The organism is Enterovibrio sp. FF113 (genome assembly GCF_041439165.1).
GTDB lineage: Bacteria > Pseudomonadota > Gammaproteobacteria > Enterobacterales > Vibrionaceae > Enterovibrio > Enterovibrio norvegicus_A.
The window spans coordinates 25,585-49,248 of the sequence record NZ_JBGONO010000017.1; the positions used below are offsets into that span (position 1 = coordinate 25,585).

23 protein-coding genes are annotated in these 23,664 nt (G+C 49.3%); 9 read left to right on the plus strand and 14 right to left on the minus strand.

The window, feature by feature from the left end; genetic code table 11:
* Positions 1 to 5: 5 nt before the first annotated feature.
* The 5 genes from ACED36_RS14440 to ACED36_RS14460 form a co-directional block, all read right to left on the minus strand.
* Entirely contained in the window at positions 6 to 1,079 is a 1,074-nt protein-coding gene (locus tag ACED36_RS14440) for a flagellar hook-length control protein FliK (protein WP_371733454.1), read from the minus strand.
* Positions 1,079 to 1,393, minus strand: a complete 315-nt coding sequence (locus tag ACED36_RS14445) for a hypothetical protein (protein WP_371733455.1) — start codon at positions 1,391 to 1,393, stop codon at positions 1,079 to 1,081. The genes ACED36_RS14440 and ACED36_RS14445 overlap by 1 nt, the downstream gene beginning before the upstream one ends.
* The gene (gene fliS / locus ACED36_RS14450; protein ID WP_017004941.1) at positions 1,377 to 1,763 is read right to left on the minus strand and encodes a flagellar export chaperone FliS; all 387 of its coding nucleotides are present in this window, start codon (positions 1,761 to 1,763) and stop codon (positions 1,377 to 1,379) included. The genes ACED36_RS14445 and fliS overlap by 17 nt, the downstream gene beginning before the upstream one ends.
* Before the next feature lie 11 nt (positions 1,764 to 1,774).
* Entirely contained in the window at positions 1,775 to 3,112 is a 1,338-nt protein-coding gene (gene fliD / locus ACED36_RS14455) for a flagellar filament capping protein FliD (protein WP_016959259.1), read from the minus strand.
* 429 nt (positions 3,113 to 3,541) lie between these two features.
* On the minus strand, positions 3,542 to 4,297 hold the full coding sequence (locus tag ACED36_RS14460; protein ID WP_016959258.1) for an IclR family transcriptional regulator: 756 nt from the start codon (positions 4,295 to 4,297) through the stop codon (positions 3,542 to 3,544).
* A 141-nt stretch (positions 4,298 to 4,438) separates the two neighbouring features.
* On the opposite strand from ACED36_RS14460, the gene purU reads away from it, so the two are divergent.
* The 7 genes from purU (at position 4,439) to ACED36_RS14495 (ending at position 12,408) form a co-directional block, all read left to right on the plus strand.
* On the plus strand, positions 4,439 to 5,299 hold the full coding sequence (gene purU / locus ACED36_RS14465) for a formyltetrahydrofolate deformylase (RefSeq protein WP_016959257.1): 861 nt from the start codon (positions 4,439 to 4,441) through the stop codon (positions 5,297 to 5,299).
* A gap of 15 nt (positions 5,300 to 5,314) precedes the next feature.
* The gene (folD, locus tag ACED36_RS14470; protein WP_016959256.1) at positions 5,315 to 6,172 is read left to right on the plus strand and encodes a bifunctional methylenetetrahydrofolate dehydrogenase/methenyltetrahydrofolate cyclohydrolase FolD; all 858 of its coding nucleotides are present in this window, start codon (positions 5,315 to 5,317) and stop codon (positions 6,170 to 6,172) included.
* 112 nt (positions 6,173 to 6,284) lie between these two features.
* Positions 6,285 to 7,532, plus strand: a complete 1,248-nt coding sequence (locus ACED36_RS14475) for an FAD-dependent oxidoreductase (RefSeq protein ID WP_017005824.1) — start codon at positions 6,285 to 6,287, stop codon at positions 7,530 to 7,532.
* A gap of 10 nt (positions 7,533 to 7,542) precedes the next feature.
* Positions 7,543 to 7,854 (plus strand): sarcosine oxidase subunit delta, encoded by a 312-nt coding sequence (locus ACED36_RS14480; RefSeq protein WP_017004938.1) that lies wholly within the window; start codon positions 7,543 to 7,545, stop codon positions 7,852 to 7,854.
* Entirely contained in the window at positions 7,851 to 10,760 is a 2,910-nt protein-coding gene (locus tag ACED36_RS14485; RefSeq protein WP_371733456.1) for an FAD-dependent oxidoreductase, read from the plus strand. Before ACED36_RS14480 ends, ACED36_RS14485 begins: the two co-directional genes overlap by 4 nt.
* Before the next feature lies 1 nt (position 10,761).
* Positions 10,762 to 11,382: a hypothetical protein gene (locus ACED36_RS14490; protein WP_017004936.1), complete on the plus strand. Its 621-nt coding sequence runs from the start codon at positions 10,762 to 10,764 to the stop codon at positions 11,380 to 11,382.
* 39 nt (positions 11,383 to 11,421) lie between these two features.
* Entirely contained in the window at positions 11,422 to 12,408 is a 987-nt protein-coding gene (locus ACED36_RS14495) for an Ldh family oxidoreductase (RefSeq protein WP_371733457.1), read from the plus strand.
* Positions 12,409 to 12,621: 213 nt separating this feature from the next.
* Here the strand turns inward: ACED36_RS14495 and lafA are convergent, their stop codons facing one another.
* The 9 genes from lafA to ACED36_RS14540 all read right to left on the minus strand — a co-directional run bounded on the left by lafA (position 12,622) and on the right by ACED36_RS14540 (position 20,784).
* The gene (gene lafA, locus ACED36_RS14500) at positions 12,622 to 13,470 is read right to left on the minus strand and encodes a lateral flagellin LafA (RefSeq protein ID WP_371733458.1); all 849 of its coding nucleotides are present in this window, start codon (positions 13,468 to 13,470) and stop codon (positions 12,622 to 12,624) included.
* Between the two features lie 141 nt (positions 13,471 to 13,611).
* A complete protein-coding gene (locus tag ACED36_RS14505; RefSeq protein WP_371733491.1) occupies positions 13,612 to 14,403 on the minus strand; it encodes a diguanylate phosphodiesterase in 792 nt (263 codons plus the stop codon).
* 19 nt (positions 14,404 to 14,422) lie between these two features.
* The gene (gene flhA, locus ACED36_RS14510; protein ID WP_016959248.1) at positions 14,423 to 16,513 is read right to left on the minus strand and encodes a flagellar biosynthesis protein FlhA; all 2,091 of its coding nucleotides are present in this window, start codon (positions 16,511 to 16,513) and stop codon (positions 14,423 to 14,425) included.
* A gap of 105 nt (positions 16,514 to 16,618) precedes the next feature.
* Positions 16,619 to 17,746: a flagellar biosynthesis protein FlhB gene (flhB, locus tag ACED36_RS14515; RefSeq protein ID WP_016959247.1), complete on the minus strand. Its 1,128-nt coding sequence runs from the start codon at positions 17,744 to 17,746 to the stop codon at positions 16,619 to 16,621.
* A complete protein-coding gene (gene fliR / locus ACED36_RS14520) occupies positions 17,743 to 18,519 on the minus strand; it encodes a flagellar biosynthetic protein FliR (protein ID WP_371733459.1) in 777 nt (258 codons plus the stop codon). Before fliR ends, flhB begins: the two co-directional genes overlap by 4 nt.
* Positions 18,519 to 18,788, minus strand: coding sequence for a flagellar biosynthesis protein FliQ (gene fliQ, locus ACED36_RS14525; RefSeq protein WP_016959245.1), 270 nt, complete (start codon positions 18,786 to 18,788; stop codon positions 18,519 to 18,521). Before fliQ ends, fliR begins: the two co-directional genes overlap by 1 nt.
* A gap of 6 nt (positions 18,789 to 18,794) precedes the next feature.
* Positions 18,795 to 19,553 (minus strand): flagellar type III secretion system pore protein FliP, encoded by a 759-nt coding sequence (gene fliP / locus ACED36_RS14530; RefSeq protein ID WP_371733460.1) that lies wholly within the window; start codon positions 19,551 to 19,553, stop codon positions 18,795 to 18,797.
* A gap of 47 nt (positions 19,554 to 19,600) precedes the next feature.
* The gene (fliN, locus tag ACED36_RS14535; RefSeq protein WP_371733461.1) at positions 19,601 to 19,969 is read right to left on the minus strand and encodes a flagellar motor switch protein FliN; all 369 of its coding nucleotides are present in this window, start codon (positions 19,967 to 19,969) and stop codon (positions 19,601 to 19,603) included.
* An 11-nt stretch (positions 19,970 to 19,980) separates the two neighbouring features.
* Positions 19,981 to 20,784, minus strand: coding sequence for a FliM/FliN family flagellar motor switch protein (locus tag ACED36_RS14540; RefSeq protein ID WP_371733462.1), 804 nt, complete (start codon positions 20,782 to 20,784; stop codon positions 19,981 to 19,983).
* A gap of 586 nt (positions 20,785 to 21,370) precedes the next feature.
* On the opposite strand from ACED36_RS14540, the gene ACED36_RS14545 reads away from it, so the two are divergent.
* Both ACED36_RS14545 and ACED36_RS14550 read left to right on the plus strand, forming a co-directional pair.
* On the plus strand, positions 21,371 to 22,306 hold the full coding sequence (locus ACED36_RS14545) for an OmpA family protein (protein WP_371733463.1): 936 nt from the start codon (positions 21,371 to 21,373) through the stop codon (positions 22,304 to 22,306).
* Positions 22,303 to 23,634, plus strand: a complete 1,332-nt coding sequence (locus tag ACED36_RS14550; protein WP_017004933.1) for a sigma-54 dependent transcriptional regulator — start codon at positions 22,303 to 22,305, stop codon at positions 23,632 to 23,634. The genes ACED36_RS14545 and ACED36_RS14550 overlap by 4 nt, the downstream gene beginning before the upstream one ends.
* The last annotated feature ends 30 nt before the right edge of the window (positions 23,635 to 23,664 follow it).

Here is a 23,664-nt window from a genome sequence, read left to right on the forward strand (position 1 = left end):
GTTTATCAGGCTTGTGTGCTCAGCCAGTGGTCGGCGTGAGACGATGATGGCGTCGCGTCATCGTGAAAATCACGGGCGGCAAACACAGAGAAGTCATCATTATCTTGCTTCGTGTGCCGCTCTTTCCCTGCGTGATCCGAGCCTACATTCACATCGACATGCAGGAAGTTTTGGTCTTGAAGCTCGGCGCGTAGGCGCTCAGACACTTGCATCAAGGCTTCACGGGTCGCCGCGGAATTGGCATTGATTTGCACACTTAAGCGATCGCCTTCAACGCGTACCAGTAAATCCAGCTTGCCAAGATCAGGTGGGTCGAGACGAATGCGGGCTTCTTGCACGTTTTGCTGTGCTTGCAATGTCACTCTGTCTTGCAGCACTTGCATCATTTGCTCACCCCATTTTCCTGCGCTGGTATCGACGCGCACGGCAGCCCATTCCGGACCGTGTGACGCAGTTAGCGCTGCGGCAGCGGGGAGTTGCGCGGGCGGTTGAGTCGCTGGGCCTGCGCCCGTTGAAATACCGTTTAATGCGACTTGCAGCAGTTGAGACGTGTTAAGTTGAGAGATGTTTAGCTGAGAGGATTCAAGCGAACTGGACGTCAACAGAGAGGGGCGAGTGATATCGCGGGTGGCTGTCCCTTGAGTAAGCTGTCCGTGAGTCAGCAAAGACGCCATGTTTACGGCAGCGTCTTGCTTGGTAGTGTGATTTCCATCCATCCTGTTTATTGCTGAAAACGACACGGTCTGAGCATGAGTTTGGACATTGCCCTGTGCATTGGCATTGCTGACCGACAGCGTGGGTAGCGTGAATCCTGCTTGCTGTGTTTGTGGCGTGTCAGTGCTGGCGTTTAGCGTGGCAAAAGGCAGCGTCGTCGCGTCAGAAGGCAAGTCCTGTTCAATTTGGTTTAGTTGACGCGAACCTTCATTCAGCGAACCCAGCTGAAACGGCTGTGCATTTTCAGGCTTATCACCAAACCCAACCGCAGGTTGAATCGTGCCGCCGGATTCGCTGGAAATTGCACCGTTGTTCGAAGGTGCTTTCGCAGCGCTTGTCTGCGTCAATGACGTCGAAATCATCATCAGTACTCCATCGTCATTGCGAGTTGATACGCCATTGCACGCTCATTTTGTGCTTGCATCACATCCAACTCGGTTTCCATTTCGGTGAGCGACTCGCCAAGGGCGAGCAGCGCGACCTGATGTGTGGCTTTAAGCTGAGAAATCGCGGCAGCACAGGCTGCGCTTTTCAGGCATTCAGGGTGGCGTAGCAACAGTTCTCTCACTTTAAGATCGACCGCTTTCAGCGTCTGCCAGTCACGGGATGCCGTCGCTTGTTGAATACGCTGTGCCAGTTGATTCAGCAACGTCGGGGTTACGTTAAGCCTGTTGACCAAAACTCACCCATCCTTCACGAATGTTGCTCATTACGCCGGCAACATTGGAGAGTTTTTCGACGTCGTTATGCAGGCTTGCTTGATACAGTTCCATCTGACAAAAGTCATAAAGCTGATGGAGATTCTCTGCGATTTCACCGCCATTTTTTTCGTCTAAGGCACTGTCTAAGCCAATCAGAATATTCATGGATTTGCTGATGCTTGCGCCTTTTTGCGCCAATCGACCAGCCTCGATGTGTCCGCGTGCACGTTCTACTTCATCAAGAAGGCCATCAATGAGCATGACCACCAATTGGTGAGGGGATGCCGCCGCGGCCTGAGCATCCAAATCCACTTGCTGATACGAGTCGTAGCCTGAGTCCATAAGCATAAAAATATCTCCTAACCAAACATCGACATGGTTTGGTTCATCTGAGCCATGATTTGATTCATTTGAGTAAATTGTTTGAGGTAGCGGTCGTATGACATTTCATATTTGCGCTCAAGCTGCGTTTGCTTGTCGTCAATGCGTTCAATGTTCTGTTGTAAGGAGTCTTTGCGGCTAGTGAGCAAACCAGACGAAAACTTGAGGTAGGGTTCCATCATGCCGTCGATTGAATCGAGCAGATTGCCCTCGCCGTTAAACATTTGCTCCAGAGCAGCACCATTGCTTTTTTGTGCCTCAGCAAATTTGTCGGCATCCAGTTTCATCTTGCCTTCACGGTCAATGGAAATACCGGCTTCGCTTAGGTTCATACCGCCAAAATCTGCGCGCAAAATACTCGAAAGTTGGCTTTCGATTGAGCGAAGTGTCGGATCGTTTGCAAGAACACCACGAGACACGCCATCACCACCGATTGAGGTGTGCGCATCTAATGCGCCAACCAGCGAATTGTAGGCATCAATAAACTTGGTGACTTGCTCTTTGGTTGATTCGCTGTCAGCACCCACATCCATGCCAATAGCCGCATCACCAGCGTCTTGCGCTTTGGTGACAGTGATGTCCACGCCATCAATCACGCCTTCAAAGGTGTTGCTACTGTTGGTGAGTTTTAGGCCGGAATCTTTCGCACCGAGCCAAATCACGGCATCTTTCGGCGCGGTGATTTCATTGAGGTTGGTAAAGCCATCTTCAAACCAGGCTGCCCCCGTTCCAGATGCACTGACCTGAACACGGTTTGCTTCACCCGTTTCTGTGCTGGAAAGCATGAGATGGGTTTGACCATTGGAACGCACCAGCGTGGCATTCACGCCTGGGTTAGTGCTGTCACCATTGATGGATTTGACCAAATCAGACATGGTGGCTTTGCCGTCACCGTCCGTGTCGACGTTGGACAAATCAATGTCCATCTTCTCGCCGTTAACGGTAAACGACAGTGTGCCCGTGGTTGGGATTTGCGTGTTGGCATCAAGGTCTGCTGGCATACCCGCAGAGGCCTGATGCGCTGTCGCGACCTGTTCAACAAAAACCTGATAGCTACCCGCAAGCGCATTGGCGTTGGCATTGGCTGTGAAGAAACCGTCTTGCGATACCGTCGCGGTGTTTTTAATGACGCTGCTGTTGCTGCCGTTCATTTCGTTCACAGCGGTGCGAAAATCACGCAGGGCGCTTTCTACTTTTCCAAGCGCAGTGATTTGGCCTTGGTACTTGTCGGCTTGCATTTGGTAGCGGATCTGAAAAGGCTGAACATCATACGTCGCCAGCTGCGTTGCCATCGTTATTGGGTCTAACGAACTCATTGGTTTGCTCCCTGTCCATCAGGTCGATTTGGTTGTGTCGATACCCTTGTTTTTTGCATCGACATGAATAAATCGCAAGATGTGTGCCATTGATTGGCGCTAATAAAAACAAGGGATTAGCGCCATTATATTAATGAGGCGGAAGAGACGTTTCCTTTAGAGACCTTCCGTTATTTCCTGCTTCATGTGCAGGCTTCCTAAGCAATAAAGGCGACGTAAAAGAGTGGGAGATTAAGGAGATATTGGTAACGAAAGGTGATCTTGAGTCAAACCAGCAAATCATCAAGCTGAGTGGTATTTGAAGGTAGGCGTGTATTTAACGGAAACGATGAGTGACAGGCTTCAACAACCCCATTTCTTTATTGGGGATAGAAACCTGTATTTGAATTTTTCACTACGCGCGGTTTGACGTTGTTGATACCTGTTGGACTAGGTTGGCGCTTCGCTTGAAATCGCTTTGGCCGTGTTCAGCAGGCGGGTTTTTGCGGCCTCAAATTGATGCTGTTTATCCATGATTTGCTCCGCCCCCGATATATTAATGGCCGCAATGATGTTGCCCAAATAATCCGTGATGGGTACCGCGATGGCTGTTGCATTGTCTGACCGATTAAACGCAAACCCCTGCTTTCGCTCAGTAGCGATGAGATGCTTCAGTTCTGGCAGCGTTTGCGGGTGTGGTTTGGCATACATATCAAGCTGGATTGTTTGGTATACCGCGCTAAGTTCGATGTCACTTAGCTGTTGCAGCAAAATTCTCCCCATCGCATTGGTATGACACGGCAACCTCGTTCCTAGTGGGATATTGACCGATAGCCGTTGAGACGCTTGGGCGCGATAGATGTATAAGGTTTCGAGTCCGTCCCTTACCGCTAAATGACACGAAATACTGGTTTCATCTCTTAAGCGCTGCAAGTGCGGGGCGGCGACATCCACCAGATGTTGCCCCGCAAGATAGGAGAACCCGCGAGAAACAACTTGTGGGCCAATGGCATAGGCATTTCGTGCGACTTTTCGAAGGTAATTTTTATCGAGTAAGGTTTGCACAATTCGATAAATAGAAGATTGGCTGACACCCAACTGGTCAGCAAAGTCATTCGTACTGAGAATACGATGCTCCGCGTCATACATTTCGATGATGTCCAGCCCTCTTGCTAACGATTGAACCTGATAGTCTGCCTTGCTCATGATTTACTCATCTGTAAATGTAAAATTCATATGTGAATAAAATATGTGTTTATTTTGTGTTCATGTCCATCTTGAATGTTAATTCTTTGTGATTTCGCTTATTAAAGTGAAAAGCATCAATTACAACCAACAGGAAGGAACATGCCAGATTCAAAGGAATTTATTCTCAAAGCAACATGCGATGCATCAAGCGGGATTCTTGCAGCGGTCACTTCCTATCTGGCTGGCTTGAGTTGCTACATCTCTGAGTTGCACCAATTCGATGACGAAGAGAATGAAAATTTCTTCATGCGAGCGGTGTGTCGCATTGAGTCTCCCGATGTGGACCTAGACACCATCAAAGCGGGTTTTGAAGCGCAAGTGAGTCGTTTCAATATGGATTGGCAATTCTTTGATTCCCGCGCACCTATGCGCGTATTGATCATGGTGAGCAAGTTCGATCACTGCCTAAAAGATTTGTTGTACCGCCATGAAAATGGCGAGCTGCCAATGGACATTACCGCCGTGGTGTCCAACCACAAAGATTTGAGGCCCATGGTTGAACGCGCTGGCATCCGCTTTATTTGGCTGCCAATGACCGTGCAAAACAAACCTCAGCAGGAAGCTGCGCTCCTTGATGTGATGGCAGAAACACAAACGGAGTTGGTTGTTTTAGCCCGTTATATGCAGATTCTTTCCGATGATTTATGTCAAAAATTGCACGGCAAAGCGATCAATATTCATCACTCATTTTTGCCGAGCTTCAAAGGCGCAAAGCCCTATCACCAAGCCCATGCTCGTGGCGTGAAACTCATTGGTGCGACTGCGCACTACGTCACATCAGATCTCGATGAAGGGCCTATTATTCAACAGAGTGTGCAACCCGTCGGTCACACTTATTCGTCAGAAAGGTTGGTCGCCGTTGGGCGTGACACGGAAACCATCGCCCTTGCGCAAGCAGTCAGGCTTCATTTGGAGCACAGAGTCTTTATGTACGGAAATAAAACCGTCGTATTTCAATAATTAACAGAGGTAAGGATGCCAGTAAATATTATCGATGGTCGGCAACTGTCCGATCTGTTGATTGAAGAGATGGCGCAAGAAGTGAAGGTAAGAATGGCGCAAGGGCATCAACAGCCTGGGCTTGCTGTGGTCTTGGTGGGGGAAGATCCAGCCAGCACCATTTATGTTCGCAACAAAATACGCTGCGCTGAAAAAGCGGGGCTATTTTCAGTGGTCACGCGCCTCGATGAAACGTGCACTCAGCAAGAATTAGAAGACGTGGTGAACGAACTGAATGAGCGTGATGACATTCATGGCATTTTGGTTCAGCTGCCTTTGCCTGAGCATCTGTCTGAAGAACGCATTATTAATCTTATTAAACCAAGTAAAGATGTGGATGGTTTTCACCCTGTCAATGTGGGTCTACTGTCATCAGGTCAAGCCACGCTCATTCCTTGCACACCATTGGGTTGCCTTGAAATCCTCAAAAGAGAAATGGGGGATCTCTCAGGCAAACATGCCGTTGTTGTTGGGCGATCCAATATCGTCGGGAAACCGATGGCGAACCTTTTACTTCAAGCCAACTGCACAGTCAGTATTGTTCACTCAAAAACGATTGATGCCGCTGCACTTTGCCGACAGGCCGATATTTTAGTGGCGGCGGTTGGCGTGGCAGAGCTAGTGGATGATAACTGGGTGAAACCCGGCGCGGTTGTGATTGATGTGGGCATAAACGCCACTGAAATCGACGGTAAGCGAAAGCTGGTCGGTGACGTCAATTTCGAGAATGTAGCAGGTAAGTGTCGCGCAATAACCCCAGTGCCTGGTGGTGTCGGTCCCATGACAATTGCCTGCTTAATCAAAAATACCTTAGTTGCGGCAAAGCAAAACTGAGGCAAAAAACGAGGCTAAGCAAAGCTTCTCTAAAGTATGCAACGGTCAGTAAAAAAGCTGTTTTAAACAAAGCAAAAGCATTGATTCACTATTGTAACGCGGGGAACGCACTGTGCCTTTTTCACTTTTAAAATATGGTCTGACGAATGACTATCCCTTTGAGAACGACATGGATTTGCCGATCCCTCGCGATCTCAAACGCAATTACGATGTTGTCATTATCGGTGGCGGTGGACACGGTGTGGCCACGGCGTATTACCTTGCCAAATACCACGGCATCACCAATGTGGCGATTTTGGAAAAAGGGTACCTTGGCGGGGGCAACACGGCGCGAAATACCGCGGTTATTCGTTCGAATTATTTAACGTCTGAGGGCGTTAAGTTTTACAGCGAATCCGTCAAATTATTCCAAAATTTATCGAACGAATTTGATTTCAATATCATGTATTCCTCGCGAGGTCAGCTGACGCTTGCGCATACGGATGCCGCTGTTCGCTCGTTTCGTCAACGCACCGAAGTGAATAAACATTTTGGTGGGCGCACAGAGCTGATTGACCCGCAGCAAATACGAGAACTGGTACCTACCCTCAACATGAATCCTGCCGACATGCCAATTCTCGCTGGCCTTTGGCATATGGATGGCGCAACGGCAAGGCATGACGCCGTGGCTTGGGGTTACGCAAAAGGCGCAACACAGCGCGGCGTAGAGCTCCATCAATTGACGGAAGTCACCAACGTTAATATCGAGAACGGAAAGGTCGTGTCCGTCGAGACCAATCGTGGCACTGTCGGCTGTGGCGCGGTAGTGCAAGCGGTGGCCGGCCATAGCTCGATTGTTGCTGCCATGGCGGGATTTCGAATGCCACTCACCAGTTACCCGTTGCAAGCCATGGTCACCACCCCCGTTAAACCTTTCCTCGATCCGCTCGTCAGTTCGTCTGCGCTTCATTGTTACGTGCAGCAAACCGGTCGCGGAGAAATCGTCTTTGGTGGTGGGTCAGACCCTTACCCGCTCTACAACACACGTTCGACGCTTGATCTCAAAGAAAGCCTCATTGCCAGCGCAATCGAAATGTTCCCTTTCATGGCCAATTTCAAATTACTGCGCCAATGGGCAGGGACCACAGACATGACCAGCGACTACAGCCCAATCATGGGACTCAGCCCCGTTGACAATTACTATTTGGATGCAGGCTGGGGCACATGGGGCTTCAAGGCAACGCCCATTTGCGGCAAAACAATGGCTGCACTGGTGGCATCTGGCGGACACGTCCCAGATCTTATCGCCCCATTTTCGATGGACAGGTTTGATGCGTTCCGACAAGTCAATGAGATGGGCGCCACAGCCGCGAGCCATTAGGAGTATTGATATGAAGATAATGCGTTGTCCCTTGAATGGTCCAAGAAACATCAATGAGTTTGTCTACGGTGGTGAAGTGAAAGCCATGCCCGATCATAAAAACTGCACTGACAAAGAATGGGCTGACTATGTCTTTTACTCAGACAACACCGTCAAAGTGGTTCAAGAATGGTGGTTTCACAGTGCATCTAGCTATTGGTTTATCGCGGAAAGGCACACGGCCTCAGATGAGATTATTCGAACTTATGATCCCAGCGACATATTTACGCAGAAAGTCTCTTTCGATGCTGACGCCGACGAAGGAAAAGGAGCGCAACCATGAGTGATGAGAAACGATTATCACCGCCGATGGGTTCTTTGATTTCTCGAGATAAGACAATCAGCTTTGAATTTGAAGGAACGCGCTACAGGGGTGTTGAAGGCGATACCGTTGCCAGCGCCCTTATTGCCAATCAGCAATGGCTGATGTCACGCTCCTTCAAATATCACCGACCTCGTGGCCCGCTAACGATGGCAGGTCAAGATGCTAATACCCTGGTTCAATTGCCAGACGAAGCCAATGTATTAGCGGATCGCATTGATATTTCACAAGCCCCAAGGGTGATGGGGCAAAATTACAATGGCTCGCTGGAAAACGACAAAGATGCCTTGTTAGAAAAAGTCGGACGGTTTATGCCCGTCGGCTTCTATTATCGCGCATTTTATAAGCCCAAGGGCGTCTGGGATAAGTGGGAGCCGCTCATTCGCAAAAAAGCGGGATTGGGGAAAGCCAACCTAGATTTTGACCCCACTTATCATGACAAAGCCTACCTGTTTTGTGATGTGATGGTGGTCGGCGCGGGGCCAGCAGGACTGAATGCGGCCATTACCGCCGCGCAACACGGTGCCAACGTACTGTTAGTTGACGAAAACAAGCAACTCGGTGGCGCACTGACTTATCATCGATTCGATATCAATGGTGATGTGGCAGATGACGTACTCGCCAAACTCAAATCGAGCGTCTCCAATCACCCCAAGATCCGCGTCTTAACCGATGCGGTTTGTAATGCGTGGTTCACCGATAATTACCTGCCCGTGCTCACCGCCAATCGCATGTATAAGGTCAGGGCTAAACAGTGCATTGTCGCGTCAGGCGAATTCGAACAGCACGTCGTATTTAGAAACAATGACATTCCCGGCATCGTTTTATGCAGCGCCGCAATGCGACTAATGAAACACTACGCCATCAAACCGGGCAAAAAATCGGTGGTACTAACGGGCAATGACGATGGCTATTTAGCCGCCATCGAGCTTGCTAAACAGGGCGTAGACGTTGTTTCCGTCGTCGACATGCGTAAAAGCCAGAGACGCGCTGATCTGGTCGATGCGGTTCAAACTCTGGGTATCCCCGTCATATTGGGGGCGACGGTTTATGAAGCGCAAGCAAGCAAAAACCACCTTTCATCGGTCGAGATCTATTCTATCGACGACCAATACAAGGTCACACAAAAAGTATCAACAATACCCTGCGATCTGCTTTGTGTGTCAGCCGGTTACATGCCGACTTACCAGTTGTTATGTCAAGCAGGCGCACAACTCAGCTATGACGACAGCAACGCACGTTTTACGCTTAAAAACCTACCCGACAATCTGCACATTGCGGGCTCTGTTAATGGCATTCATGACCTTGATAAAGTGCTGGCAGATGGACAAAACGCGGCGCAAACCTGTTTAACTAAACTCGGGCTGTCTGATGTTGTCAGTGACAGGGTTGAGTGCGATCTTTCAACCAATTTCCCTTGGCCTATATTTCCTCATCCTAAAGGGAAAGACTTTGTCGATTTTGATGAAGATCTTCAATCAAAAGATATCGTGAATGCCACGCGTTTAGGTTATCGAGACATTCAACTGGTTAAACGTTTTTCGACTGTTGGCATGGGCCCCTCTCAGGGACGCCATTCCGCCTTGGCCAGCGCGAGATTGGTTGCCGAGGCCACAGGCAGAACGGTCAGTGAAACGGGCGTAACCACTGCGCGTCCGCCATTTATCCCCGAAAAGCTCGCCTATTTAGCGGGTCGAATTTTTAACCCTGTTCGCCTCACGCCCATGCATTCAAGGCATGAAGATCTGGGCGCACAGTTCATGCCTGCGGGCGCATGGCGTCGTCCCGCTTATTACGGCGACCCTGAACATCGACATGCACGCATTCAGCAAGAAGCGTTAGCTGTGCGACAAAATGTCGGCATCGTTGATGTCAGCACATTGGGTGGTATCGAAGTTTATGGGCCAGATGCGCCAGAGTTTTTGAATCGAATGTATACCTTTGCGTTTGTTAAGCAGCCCGTTGGTAAAACGCGTTATGCCGTGTTGACCAATGAGCAAGGCGTGGTGGTGGATGACGGCGTCGCGTGTCGTATTGCAGACGACCATTATTACGTGACTGCGACAACGAGCGGCGTTGATGCGGTTTATCGTGAAATGAAAAAGTGGAATGCCCAGTGGCGATTAGATGTCGATATTGCCAATGTGACCTCCGCATTTTCAGCGGTGAATGTCGCCGGGCCAAACGCGAGGAAAGTCCTCGAGAAAGTGTGTGAAGACGTCGATTTCACCCCGGAGGCGTTCCCCTATTTGGCCTACCGAGAGGGACATATTAGCGGCATGCCAGTTCGATTGATGCGCGTCGGTTTTGTTGGGGAACTCGGGTATGAGATCCACATGCCCACACTGTTCGCGCTCAAGGTTTGGGATTTACTGATATCCGCCGGAGAAGAATTTGAGATGCGTCCCTTTGGCGTAGAAGCACAGCGGCTTCTTCGTCTGGAAAAAGGCCACATTATCGTTGGGCAAGACACCGATGGTATGTCACACCCCGGTGAATTGTCCTTGGGATGGGCCATCGCGAAAGCCAAGCCTTTCTATGTGGGTTCACGCTCAGTTGAGATAGTGATGCGCCGCGAGCAAACCCGAAAACTGGTTGGTTTTACACTCGATAAATCGTCTGCGAAGCCAGAAGAAGGCCACCTTGTGTTGGATAAAGCGGGTCAGGATTCAAGCATCACGGGAAATGTGACGTCGTGTGATTTTTCGGCAACGTTAGATGCCTATATTGGTCTGGCGTTTGTCGGCATTGATCAACAAGAACCCGGTACGTTGTTCCCTATCAGGGTCGACGGCAAAGAAGTATGGCCGGAAGTGGTCAAGTTACCTTTTTATGATCCGGAAGGTGCGCGACAGGAGGTCATTTAGCATGTTTTCATTTTTAGTCAGCACACAGCCAGCATTGAGACACAGCGATATTGTGCAAACATATTGTCTGTCTTCAATTTCGTTTTTTGATGCAACCACCTCAAACCGTGTTGGATTCAGAGGTCAACACGCTGCTTCTTTTTTAGAGCAGCAGGGGCTTGAAATACCTCCTCAACCTAATAACGCCGTCGAAATGCGCAACGGTTTATGGGTGCTAAGGCTTAGCCTCACGGAGTTTTGGGTTCTTGATGTGGAACATCAACACACTGAAGCCATTCTGGAACTGGAAAAAGCCGCGCTTAACGCCAGCCAAGTGACTCGATTATATTGCCAACACAGTTCGGCGATGTTTGTTCTCACGGGCGATGCTTGCCCGCAGATGTTTGCGAAAGTGTGTGCGGTTGATTTTCAACCCGATGTATTTACGCCCGGTCATATCGCCCAAACATCCGTGGCGCGTGTTTCTTCTGTCGTCGTCAACACATCACAGTCCGCTTTTAAACAAACGCGTTTCTTCATTTTGAGTGATATTTCAAGTGCGGGCTATTTATGGCATGCGCTTGAAGATGCCGCTTTGGAGTTTCAACAGACAACCGACAAAGAGAGATTCTCAGACAATTAATAACACCTGATTTTAGTGACAAATTCTAAAGGAGTATGTATGCCAGTTATTGCCATTTCCGAGATTCATGAGGTGTGTAAAACAGCGTTAGAAAAACATGGCGCTTTACCGTGGATCGCAGAATCTGTCGCGCTTGCTGTCGCAAAAAACGAGTCCAGACAAAACCGAATCTGCGGCTTGTACTATTTACAAAGTTATTGCGAGCAACTTGTGTCAGGGCGTGTATCAAAAGACGCCGAACCGTTAATCACGACACCCAAGCCTGGTGTTGTTCAAGTCGATGCCAAATTCGGGTTTGCACAAGCGGCTTTTGTTCGCGCTTTTCCATCCGCGTTAACTGCCGCCTCTGAGAATGGTCTCGCTGCATTAGCGATTGGTCATAGTCATACGTGTACGTCATTAGGGTATTTCACCGAACAGTTTGCCCGTCGTGGCTTTATTGCTCTCGGTTTTACGAACTCTTCTCCTATTGTCGCGCCGCCCGGCGGGAAAATCCGCACCATTGGCACTAACCCAGTGGCCTTTTCTGTCCCAGATGGTGAAGGCGGCATAGCCATGCAGTTTGATCAATCCACCACGGTTGTCGCCCTTGGCAAAATCACGATGGCGAAAGAAGCAGGTGAAAGCATTCCTGAAGGCTGGGCGCTTGATGAACTTGGCAATCCAACCACTGACCCACACAAAGCACTAGCCGGTTCATTGGTCTCTGCTGGTGGGTACAAAGGCTGGGGGTTTGGCTTAATGGCGGAGTTGTTGACGGCAGGGTTAACAGGGGGAATGGCATCGCAGTTCGTCAAACCCCTAAAAGCGGCACAGGGCGACCCTCATGATTTGGGCCAATATTTCTTGGTGATTGACCCTGCCAATTCCGAATCATTTTATGAACGTTGTAAACAAGTTGGCGATCTGGTTTCTCAAGACGAGGGAACGCGTTTACCGGGCCAGTTTATCAACGAGCTGACGGAGGTCGATGTTCCTGAATCCTTGTGGGATTTGGCATTAACATTATCCCATGGCCCTCATTAGTATTTCGATAGACCCTCTCGCTTGTTAGCGGCCAGATAAAGACGTCTCGATGGATAATTCGTGGATGTTAGGGTCTGAAAAAATATCCCCAAACAAACTGAATTTTCGGTGTGTTTGGGGATAAAACCGCCTCTCGGAATTTCCACAAAAAAACCTCCCGAAGGAGGTTGAGAAAAATATCCAAGGGAGGATAAAGGAGAAATTGTGTGGCGATTAACGCAGCAGTGACATCGCCATGCCAGGCAGCTGGTTAGTCTGAGACAGAACGGTGGTGCCTGCTTGCATCAGCATTTGGTTTTTAGTCATGTTTGATGATTCAACGGCAAAGTCTGCATCCGTGATACGGCCTTTCGCTGCAGCAGTGTTTTCTGACATGTTGCCCAAGTTAACAACGGTGTGGTCTAGACGGTTAATTGTCGCACCCAAACCGGCACGCGCGGCACCCACTTCATCCAGCGCCGTCGCCAGAGCGTCCATCGCAGCACCTGAATCACCCGTAGAACCAATATCTAGCGCTGGTACAGTGGCTGAAAGCGCAGTGTGTGCGGCGATAACATCCGTATCAACCGTTGTTGCTAGGTCAAGCGTTTCAGCAGAAGAAGCGCCGATTTGCAGCGTTAGACCGCCTGTTTTAATACCAGCGGCGGTGATAAGTGCATCACCCGCGTACTTGGTATTGGTCATGATGTTGGTAAGCTCTGCACCTAACTCACTGAATTCTTTTTGCAGTGCGTCTTTGTCTGCATCGGTGTTGGTGCCGTTCGATGCTTGTGTCGCTAGGTCGTTCATGCGGTAAAGAATGTTGGTCGACTCGTCAAACGCACCTTCAGCCGTTTGCAGCATTGACATACCATCTTGTGCGTTACGCATTGCTACTGACATGCCGCGTGTTTGTGCTTCCAGACGGTTAGAAATTTGTAGGCCAGCTGCATCGTCCGCCGCAGAGTTAATGCGGTAACCGGTGCTCAAGCGCTCCATTGCAGTGTTCAAAAGGTTGCTGGTGCCATTCAGTGTATTCTGAGTAACAAGCGACGCGTAGTTAGTGTGCATTGATAAAGCCATCTTAAACTCCTTGGTTCACAGTCATTGGTTGCGAGGGATGCTCCCTGCTCACTAACTAGAGGCGGACGCTTGTTGCACAGAATTAATCTCAGAATGAAAAAAATCCGCGAAATCGCGGATTTATAAGCATTTTGGTGATCTCTATTCCACGTTTTGGCTGGTGTCAGGGTTGTCGAAGCCCTTAAAGGATAAAGACGTTGGAATGTCGCTGACATAGCCAAAGTAGTGTGATGCGCCCAGTAGGCGAAACTGATTCAGCTCACTTTGGCTGGAAATACGTCCTGCCACCCAAGGCAATCGATGAGATCGAAAAAAGCGAATCAAGGGCAATAAGCCGCTACGATCCTGTTTACTGGCTAAAGTAATGGCCAATTTCACCCTGTCTGGACGGTGACGTTTCATTAATTCAATGTGGTGACAGGGAATGGATAGTTCAAACCAAAGTGCAGCTGATCGCACGCGTAATGTCGCCAGCAAGCTAACAAGACGAGGCTGTGCCTCGTCACTGACATTGATCTGCAACGAAGGAATAAGAAACGAAAAGGCCGCTTTGTCCAGTTGCAGCATCTGGGTGAGAGCATGCTGCCCCGTTGACCAGATCAGCGCATTGGCATCAACGGGTACCACGACATCGCTGACCAAATCAGGGTGAAAGGTATCAATTTGAAAGCGGCTTTGGCGTAGCGCCAAATACAAGCTGTAAAGGTCAAGACTAAAACGCATACCGTCAGACAAATCAAAGCTGTAAACGCTTTGCTCTCCACGACTGCCAAAGCGCAGTGTCACATGTTGATAAACCACCACACCAGAACGTACATCACGAATGGCCTGACACACATGGCGAATATCGTTTTGTAAAAAAGCGGCGAGGATCAGCGCATCGTCATCCGTAACGACATGCTGCTCGATAAGGTGACGTAAAGTTTGATGCATCACCTGGTGAAGCGTGAAATTAGCCAAGGTTTCCTACCACGTTAATTTGCTTATTCTCGGGCACTTCGTTGTATGACAACACCGCCAATCCTTGGGTAAAGGTGCGTGCATAACGTGCAAGTAACGGCCGTAACTGTGGCATCACTAGCAGGATGGGTACCATGCCTTGTTGCTTAAGCTGTTGTCGAATTAATGGCAGGTTCTGTTGGAACTGCCCCAAAATATTCGGCTCAATGGGGAAGCTATCAAGCATCACTGGGCCACTGGCTTGTGCTTGCTGTAACGACGTTAGCAACATCTTTTCCAATTCGTCGGAAAGGGCGTACACATTCAACTCGTTCTTTTGTCCGGCGATGAGGTTAAACAGCGTGCGTCGCAAGGTACAGCGAACATCGGCGGCCAGCAATATCGGGTCTTTGCTGTTTTCGGATGAATCCAACATGGTGTTGGCAATGGTGCGAATGTCTTTTAGTGGCACTTGATCAAGCAGCAATTGACGGTAAACCTTCAGCTGTTGTGCAGGTGTCAGGGCTGCGCCCAATGCTTGCGCGAGCTTTGGTGCTTGCTGTGTCAAACGTTGGTTCATGGCTTCTACGTCGTCGTGGGTAAACAACTCCGCCAGATTCGATTTAATGATTTTGCTGATGTGGGTCGCGATCACGGTACTGTCATCCACCACCTGATAGCCCATGTTGAGTGCTTTGGCTTTGTCCGTGTGTTCAATCCATACCGCAGGCAATTGGTAGGCAGGGTCGCTTCCCAAAATACCGTCGATTTCGCCGTAGGTTTCACCCACCGCAATAGCCATCAAGCGATCCGGTTCGATAAAGCCTTGCTCAATCACTTCGCCATTTAGCGACAAGGTGTACTGGTTAGGTTTCAGGCTTAAGTTGTCGCGAATACGCACTTCAGGGAGCAAAAAACCGATCTGCTCAGACAGGTTGCGGCGAACGCCACGAATACGTTGTGTGAGTGGTGCGCCTTGCTCTTTGTTGACCAAATGCACGAGACGATAGCCCAGCGCGAGTGACAGCGTGTGAACGTGGGGAATATCATCCCAAGACAACGGCGATTCCTCATGCTGCATCACATGAGAAATAGCCTCAACGTCGTCCAATTGCGAATCATTGTCTGGCGCTTTGCTCTGTCGCCAGCCCGCAAAAGCCAAGGCGCCCGCAAAGCTGAAAAAAGCCAGATGCGGCATGCCGGGAACAATACCAATCACTACCATGATGCCCGCAACGGTATAGAGCGTTGCTGGGGTGGCGAGCATTTGCTTGCGCATGGTTTCCGCCATGCCGCTGTCGGAATCATTAATACGGGTAACAATGATAGCGGCTGCGGTTGCCAGCAATAGCGACGGAATTTGCGCCACCAAACCATCACCAATGGTCAGTAGGGCATAGGTTTTTAGTGCTTCTGAGCCGGTTAGGCCATGGTCAAACACACCAATGCTGATACCACCAATTAAGTTGATAAACAGGATTAGCATGCTTGCGATGGCATCGCCGCGTACAAACTTAGACGCACCGTCCATTGAACCGTGGAAATCCGCTTCATTGGCGACTTCTTTACGGCGTAATCGAGCTGTTTCTTGGTCGATTAATCCCGCGTTGAGATCCGCATCAATCGCCATCTGTTTGCCCGGCAGGGCATCCAAGGTAAAGCGGGCGGAGACTTCGGATATCCGCTCGCCACCTTTGGTGATGACCACAAAGTTAATGATCATCAAGATGACGAACACCACCATACCAATCAGGTAGTTACCACCAATTACCACCTCACCAAAGGCTTGAATGACCTTACCGGCGGCATCGCCTCCGTTGTGACCTTCAAGCAATACAATACGGGTGGAGGCCACGTTTAGCGCAAGGCGAAGAAGGGTGGCGATCAGCAATATCGTTGGGAAAATGGAGAAATCGAGCGGTCGTTTCGCACTAGTGCTGACCAGCAACACCAAAATTGCCAACACGATATTGAAAGTAAACAGAGCATCGAGCAGTAGCGGTGGCAATGGCAAAATCACCATTGCGAGCAGCATCAGCAACACGACAGGAATACCAATTCGCCCCTTCGCTGATTGTTGAAAATCTCTTAACCGATTAAGCATAGTGTCTGTTCCTTGGTGTGACGGCGGTGAGTGCAAGCTTGTACGAATGCGTGAAATAAGTTTGATGACAGAGATCTTGATGACACCGAGCTGAATGCCATAGTGTTAATGCTGCAAATGATTCGGGATCGAAAAATGAGGCAACGACATAGGCTTGTCGCCACGTCCTTCGCGAAAGGCTTTCACCTGTAACACGTACGTCAGAATATGCGCCACCGCGATATAAAGCTGACTGGGTACAGCCTGTTCAATCGCCGTGGTGTGATAAATCGATCGGGTCAGTGGCGCGGAATGGATAATTTCGACATTGTTTTCTCGCGCAATACGCTGAATGTGCATGGCGGTTTCATCCACGCCTTTTGCGACGACAAACGGTGCATCAGACAGCGAGGTATCGTATTTTAGCGCCACGGCATAGTGGGTTGGATTCACGATGACCACATCGGCACTGGGCACGGTTTTGTCGATACGCCGACGCGAAAATTGCTGTTGAATTTGACGAATACGCTGCTTCACTTCGGGACGGCCTTCGTTGTTCTTGTACTCTTCTTTTTGCTCCTGTTTAGTCATGCGAAGCTCTTTCATGTGCTCCCAGCGCTGATAAGGGATATCAATGACCCCGAACAGCAGCAGCGCAAAACCCATAAGCAACATGCCTTCAAACAAGATGTTCATGATCATCACCACACCCTGGTTCAACGGCAGGTTTTGCATACCCAGCAAAGGTTGAAGTTTGTTATCCAAAAAGCCGTAAAGTACGCTGGCAATCACCGCCACTTTCAAGGTGGATTTGATCAGCTCGACAAGCGAGCGGGTTGAGAACATGCGCCCAATCCCTTTGATCGGGTCGAGCTTACTGAGCTTGGGCAAGACATTGGCAGGTCGAAACATCCAGCCACCTAAGATCAGCGAACTTAAAACGGTGGTGACAATGATCAACAGGAACATGGGCAGTAGCAGTTCAATCAAAATACCAAGGCTGTGACCGACGTGTTCAATCGCTTGTAAGGGGTTTTCAAGATCGGCTTTGGTCAGCGACATATTGAAGCGAAACACACCCGAAATGGCTTCCCAAATTGCGGGTAATTGGCTGTAGAAATACGCTGAAACCGCAAGAAAGATAACCGCCGTGGTGAATTCTTTGGCGCGGGGGATTTGGCCTTCGCCCCTTGCCTTTTTGATCTTCTGGTCGGAAGCCTGTTCGGATTTGTCTTGTGACGATTGTTCGCTCATGCGCCCCCCACCATAAAGGTATTCAGATGGTGAAGGGTGTCATGCACGAGTTCAGTGTATTTATCGGGCACCCCGGAAATAGACAGTAAAACACTGAATAGGCCAAGTAACATGGTCATGGGAAAACCAAGGGCGTACACATTCAATGATGGCGCGGCGCGGTTCATCACACCAAAACTGATGTTTGCCAGCAACATAGAAACAATGGCAGGCAAGGCCAATGCGAGACCAGATGCAAACATCCAACCGAAGATATTGACCACGCCTTGCAGTGACATCCCGGTTAGACCAGAGCCTACAGGCCAAATGACAAAGCTTTGGATCAGAATATCGATGATCAACAAATGTCCTTCGAGGGATAAAAATAGCAAGGTGCAGAACAGCAGAAAAATTCTCGCCAATACCGCCACAGATTGACCGTTAACAGGGTCATTCATCACGGCCATACCAAGTCCCATTTGCAATGAGACGATTTGGCCTAACATGGTAAAAATACCAAAGAACATGTGCAGGATTAAGCCAAAGAACAACCCCCACATGGCTTGCTCAAAAGCCAGAAACAAAGAGGTCATGGAAAACAGCTCAACAGCGGGCATAGCGGGCATTAAAGGCGCGGTGATCACAACAATTGAGAGCGCTAACAGGCTACGCACCCAAACGGGAATGAATGCATCACCGAAAAACGGCATGGATATAAATACGGCGCCAACACGGAAAAACGGCCACCAAAGTTGACCGAGCATGACGGAGAGTTCCGCGAAGGTGATCGCCATTAGCCGATCATGCCGGGAATGTTGTGGAACAGATAATCGAACAGATCCATGATCTTTCGCAGCATCCAGTGTCCAGCGAAAATCACCATCAACAGGGTGGTCATTAAGCGGGGCAGGAAACTCAGTGTCTGTTCATTGATTTGTGTGGCGGCTTGAAAAATCGCAATACCAAGGCCAACAATCAGCCCCGGCACGACAAGCACAGCGACCATTAAGATGATCAGCCAGACCGCGTTGGAAAAGAGGGTAACAACAAGTTCAGGTGTCATGCTGGGCTACCCAAAACTGGCGGATAAGGTGCCAACGGTCATGGCCCAACCGTCGACCAATACGAACACCACGAGCTTGAATGGCAATGAGATGATGAGGGGGGAAAGCATCATCATACCCATTGCCATCAAGACACTGGCGACCACCAAATCGATGACCAAAAAAGGGATAAACAACATAAATCCGATCTGAAATGCCGTTTTCAGTTCGCTGATCACAAAGGCAGGTAGCACCACGGCAAATGAAATGTCGTCCACGTTTTGGTTCAGTGGTTCATTGGCAATGCGTAGCATTTGCTCCAAGGCGCTTTGATGCGTTTGCGCCAACATGAAGTTTCGAACTGGCGTTTCTGCCACCGTGAACGCTTGCATCAGGGTGATGTCACCTGCGTCATAAGGCTTGAAAGCATTCTCGTAAACATCCGTCCAAACGGGGCGCATGATCAAAATGGTCAGTGACAACGCAATCCCGACGAGCACGCGGTTTGGCGGGCTTTGCTGAAGACCAAGTGCCTGACGCAAAATCGCCAACACCACGATAATGCGAGTGAAGCTCGTTCCCATCAAAATGAAGGCAGGCAGAAAACCTAGCGCTGTCATCAACAGCAGGATTTGCAGTTTTACGCTGTATTCCTGCTGGGTATCGCCATCGGTGACAGAGAGGAAAGTCAGCCCGTTGTCGGCAGCCAATGCGGGCATTGCAAACAGAGCAATGGCGGCAATCAGTGCAGGCAAACAGGATTTGAGAGAACGAAACATCAACATTGAGGATATTGCCTTTTGCTCTTGTAATCAGTCACAGAGTCAGCGACTTATTGGGTAACGCCTGCCAGTGCAGAGTCCAGCACATCAATCAGGCGCAGGCCATATTTGTCGTTGACAACAACCACTTCGGCATGGCCCATCAAGGAACCGTTTACTTTTACATCTAAGGGTTCGCCATTGAGCTTATCTAACTCGATCACACTTCCTTCGCCGGCTTTCATCAGATCGCCTAGCGCGATTTCTTTGCTGGCGACTTCCAAAGTGACCGTCACAGGGATTTTTTTGAAAAAGCTCAGATCACGCTCAGGCATGGCTAAAGGCTCAGCGATGGTTGGGGTATCGAAATCTTCCAGTTGAAAGTCGTCGAAATTCAAGTCTTCACCATTGAAGGTGGCGGTATCAGGGGATGCACTCACGTTGGAATTCCTTATTCGTGGTTCAAAATCAGTACGAGTTGTCCGTCTTGCTCGGCGACACGGCCAGTAAAGAGCTGTTGATTGCCAATGCTGACAGGCACGGTCGCAAGCAATTCAATCGGCAGAATGTCGTTTGGGGCAAGGCTAAGCACATCGCTTAATGGGAGGGTTTTCTTACTCAGAAGCACGTTTAACCGAACAGGCGTTGCAGTCAGTGACTGCGCAAACGAAGCTGACAGATCTTGGGTACGGTGCAGCCCCAATTGTTCGATCAGCGTTTGGATAAGGTTGCCTTCAATATCAAGGCTCAGCGTGCCAACCGTGTCGCCGAAATGGATTTCAAACACGGAACGAAGCCCCATGCCTTGACCTAACTCGACCTCGCACGGCGACCACATGTCGTCGGGCGCAATCCAAGCCGCGACCCATTTTGCGATACGCTCTTGTAAGCGCACATCGCTGCTGGTTAGCGTCGGTGTTGTGCGCTCAATGGCTGCGCCGTAGAAACGGTCGGCCAACTTCACCAGCATCGGTGCATCAATCGTCATGTATGCCAACCCGCCATCTTGATGACGGAGGGTGGTGGTCGCGTTTTTATCGATGTCACTTAAACGTAGGGTGTGAAGGTCGATACACTCCAATTTGACATAGATCTGATTGGTTTTGAGCCAGCTTTGCAGTGCGTTGCTTAAGGTGTGGCAGGACGATTGAAGGATGTGTTGCAAATTATCACGTACCGCGTGGATGGGCTTTCCCAGCAATTCGACACTGACAGCCGGCAATTCTGAATTCGGCTTAGGCGCTGTCGTTTTCATTTATTTTTACCGCATATAAATACATCGGAGCGTGTCGCTCATCATTCCCGCTAGTCTACACAGACTTTTTTATTACGCTTTAGTTTGATTTTTAAACTATGTGACTTTCGTTCACATGTTGGATTTTAATTTATATGTCTTATTTAAAAGAATAGAGAATAAAGGTAGTTTGCATTTCTAATAAAAGTGAGTGGTTAAAAATTAATCTAATAAAAATATTAATATAGATTTGTATGTTTTTTAACTTGCTCGATTAAATATTGTCCACTGACATGCAGTGCGACACTTTCCCAAGATTATGTCTTTGAATTTACGCTTGCTTCTGTCACTTACTGTTCGGTTCTTGAACTGGGATTTTTAACGATAAGTCCTTTTTAAATGGGATTATTTCTTAGAGTGTCTAGTGGTAAAAGTGGTCATCGTTCCATGATTTTGGAAGCTTTAGTTGGCTAATAGGTTATCTATGTTGAAGGGAATTCACGATTATATTTACCGTTGTAAGGTGAATGTAAATACATCCTATTTATTAATTTTTACATTGCTTATTTCAGGTTCTGCATTCGCAAAGAATGAGATTGTGGTTCCTATGGATTTATCATCTTGGAAATATCAAGGTGGTAAGTTTGAGTGCCAATTAATTCATGCGGAAGTGCCGCAGGGGAAGTTTTACTTCCGTGCACTGCCGGGTGAGAAATTAAGTTTTGAATCAGAATGGAATGGAAATAATACGGGACTCAATGTGGCGACGTTATATCAGGTCGCGCCGCCATGGTTACCTGATGCCCGTGAACGCAAACTGGCAGACGTCAACATTACGGCAAACAGCATCGTACGTTTCCAACACCAGATCCCTGAACTGCTCAAAGCGATGGCTGCCAGCCAGTGGGTCAATGTGGCTTACAGCGGAAGCGCACCTTCCGTCACGAAAAGCATCACGCTTCCCACGATCCGAATTCAACAAAGTCTGACCGCATTTAATCGTTGTCGCGCCAATCTACCAGGCATGAGCGTTGAAGAAGCGCGAACATTGGAGCTTCCCTTCGCGTTTGGGCAACGGTCACTGACTTTCGCACAACAGAACAAGCTAAAAGCGCTATCGAGTTATCTTGCGGTTGACGCGTCTATTTCCCGAATTTTGATTGACGGCCACACTGACAATATCGGTTCATCGGTGGTTAATCTCAACACATCGCGCCAACGCGCAGAGAACGTCGCGAGTGCGCTGCAAACGCTTGGCGTGGCCGACACACGTATTGATATTCGCGCCCACGGCGAACGTTACCCGATTGCCGACAACGTCACGCAAAAAGGGCAGGCGAAAAATCGCCGTGTCACGGTGAGATTGGTTCGAGACAGTGAACGCGTTGTGCCCGTACTCTTGCCTGCACAACAGATAGAAGAGAAACAAGCACCAAGTAGTAATAACCAAAACACCACCCAAAACACCACCCAAAGCGGCACGAAAACTGCCCCGAAAGTATTCAGCGAAGCCAGCCCTGAAACAACCAAGGTTCAATCATGAAGAATATGGAAATTTTGTTGGTCGAGCCAAATGAAACGGTTGCGCTCCCCGTCATCGATGTGTTGAAAGACGCTGGTTACAAGGTCAGACACGCAAGAACAGGGCGCAGTGCGTTACTCAATGAGCCTGCCGCGGTCACCTTGGTCAGCTCGAGTCTGTCTGATATGGGCATTCGCGAATGGGTCGCCTGTCATCAAAAACAACGTCATGGTGGCGTGGCGATTGCCATTGTTGAGCAAGATGAAGGTATTCTGGCCGCCGAAACCATGAAAGCGGGTGCCACGGATTACCTGCTTCGTCCTTTTGAATCAAAGCAATTGGTCAACCTGCTGCGCCGTGTTGAAGCGCTGGGCAAACCCATGGCGAATATCGTCGCAGAGTCTTGGCGTAGCAAACAGGTGCTGCAACTGGCGCATCGCGCAGCCTGCACCAGTGCCAGTGTGTTAATTACGGGGGAATCTGGCACAGGTAAAGAAGTGCTGGCGCGTTATGTTCACGAACATTCTTCTCGTACCGACGAAGCGTTTGTGGCGGTTAACTGCGCAGCGATTCCCGAATCTATGCTCGAAGCGGTGTTATTTGGTCATGTGAAAGGGGCATTTACTGGCGCGCTGCAATCGCAAAGCGGCAAGTTTGAAGAAGCGAACGGCGGCACGATTTTGTTGGATGAAATCGGTGAAATGTCCCCTGCGGTGCAAGCCAAATTACTGCGTGTGCTACAAGAGCGTGAAGTCGAACGAGTGGGCAGCCACAAGACGATCAAGCTTGATATCCGCGTGATAGCAGCCACTAACAAAGATTTACGTGAAGAAGTGCAAAAGGGCAATTTTCGCGAAGATTTGTACTACCGCCTCGACGTATTACCCCTTCACTGGCCACCATTACGTGAGCGCAGTGAAGACATTCTACCTATCAGTCATTTCTTTATCGGGAAGTATCAAGACAGCAGTCAATGCCGCCTGTCCGCCGATGCCATTTCCGCTCTTAGCCAATACCAATGGCCGGGCAATATTCGAGAGCTTGAGAACGTGATTCAACGTGCGCTGGTAATGCGCCACGGTGATTACATTACCGCGCAAGATCTGATGCTGCCTGTTGCGCTAAATAGCGTGAATATTCCCATGATGCAAACAGAGCGTTTCGGCCATGTGGAAGCGAAAAAGCACGCAGAATTTCAGTTCATTCTCGACAAATTACGACAGTTTGGTGGCAACCGAACGAAAACAGCAGATGCCCTTGGCGTCTCAACCCGCGCGTTGCGTTACAAGTTGGCTGCAATGCGTGAACAAGGCATTGATTTACAGTCGTTACTTGGCTCGGCTGCTTAATCTCAATCTGCTTAACCCTATTAAAGGTGA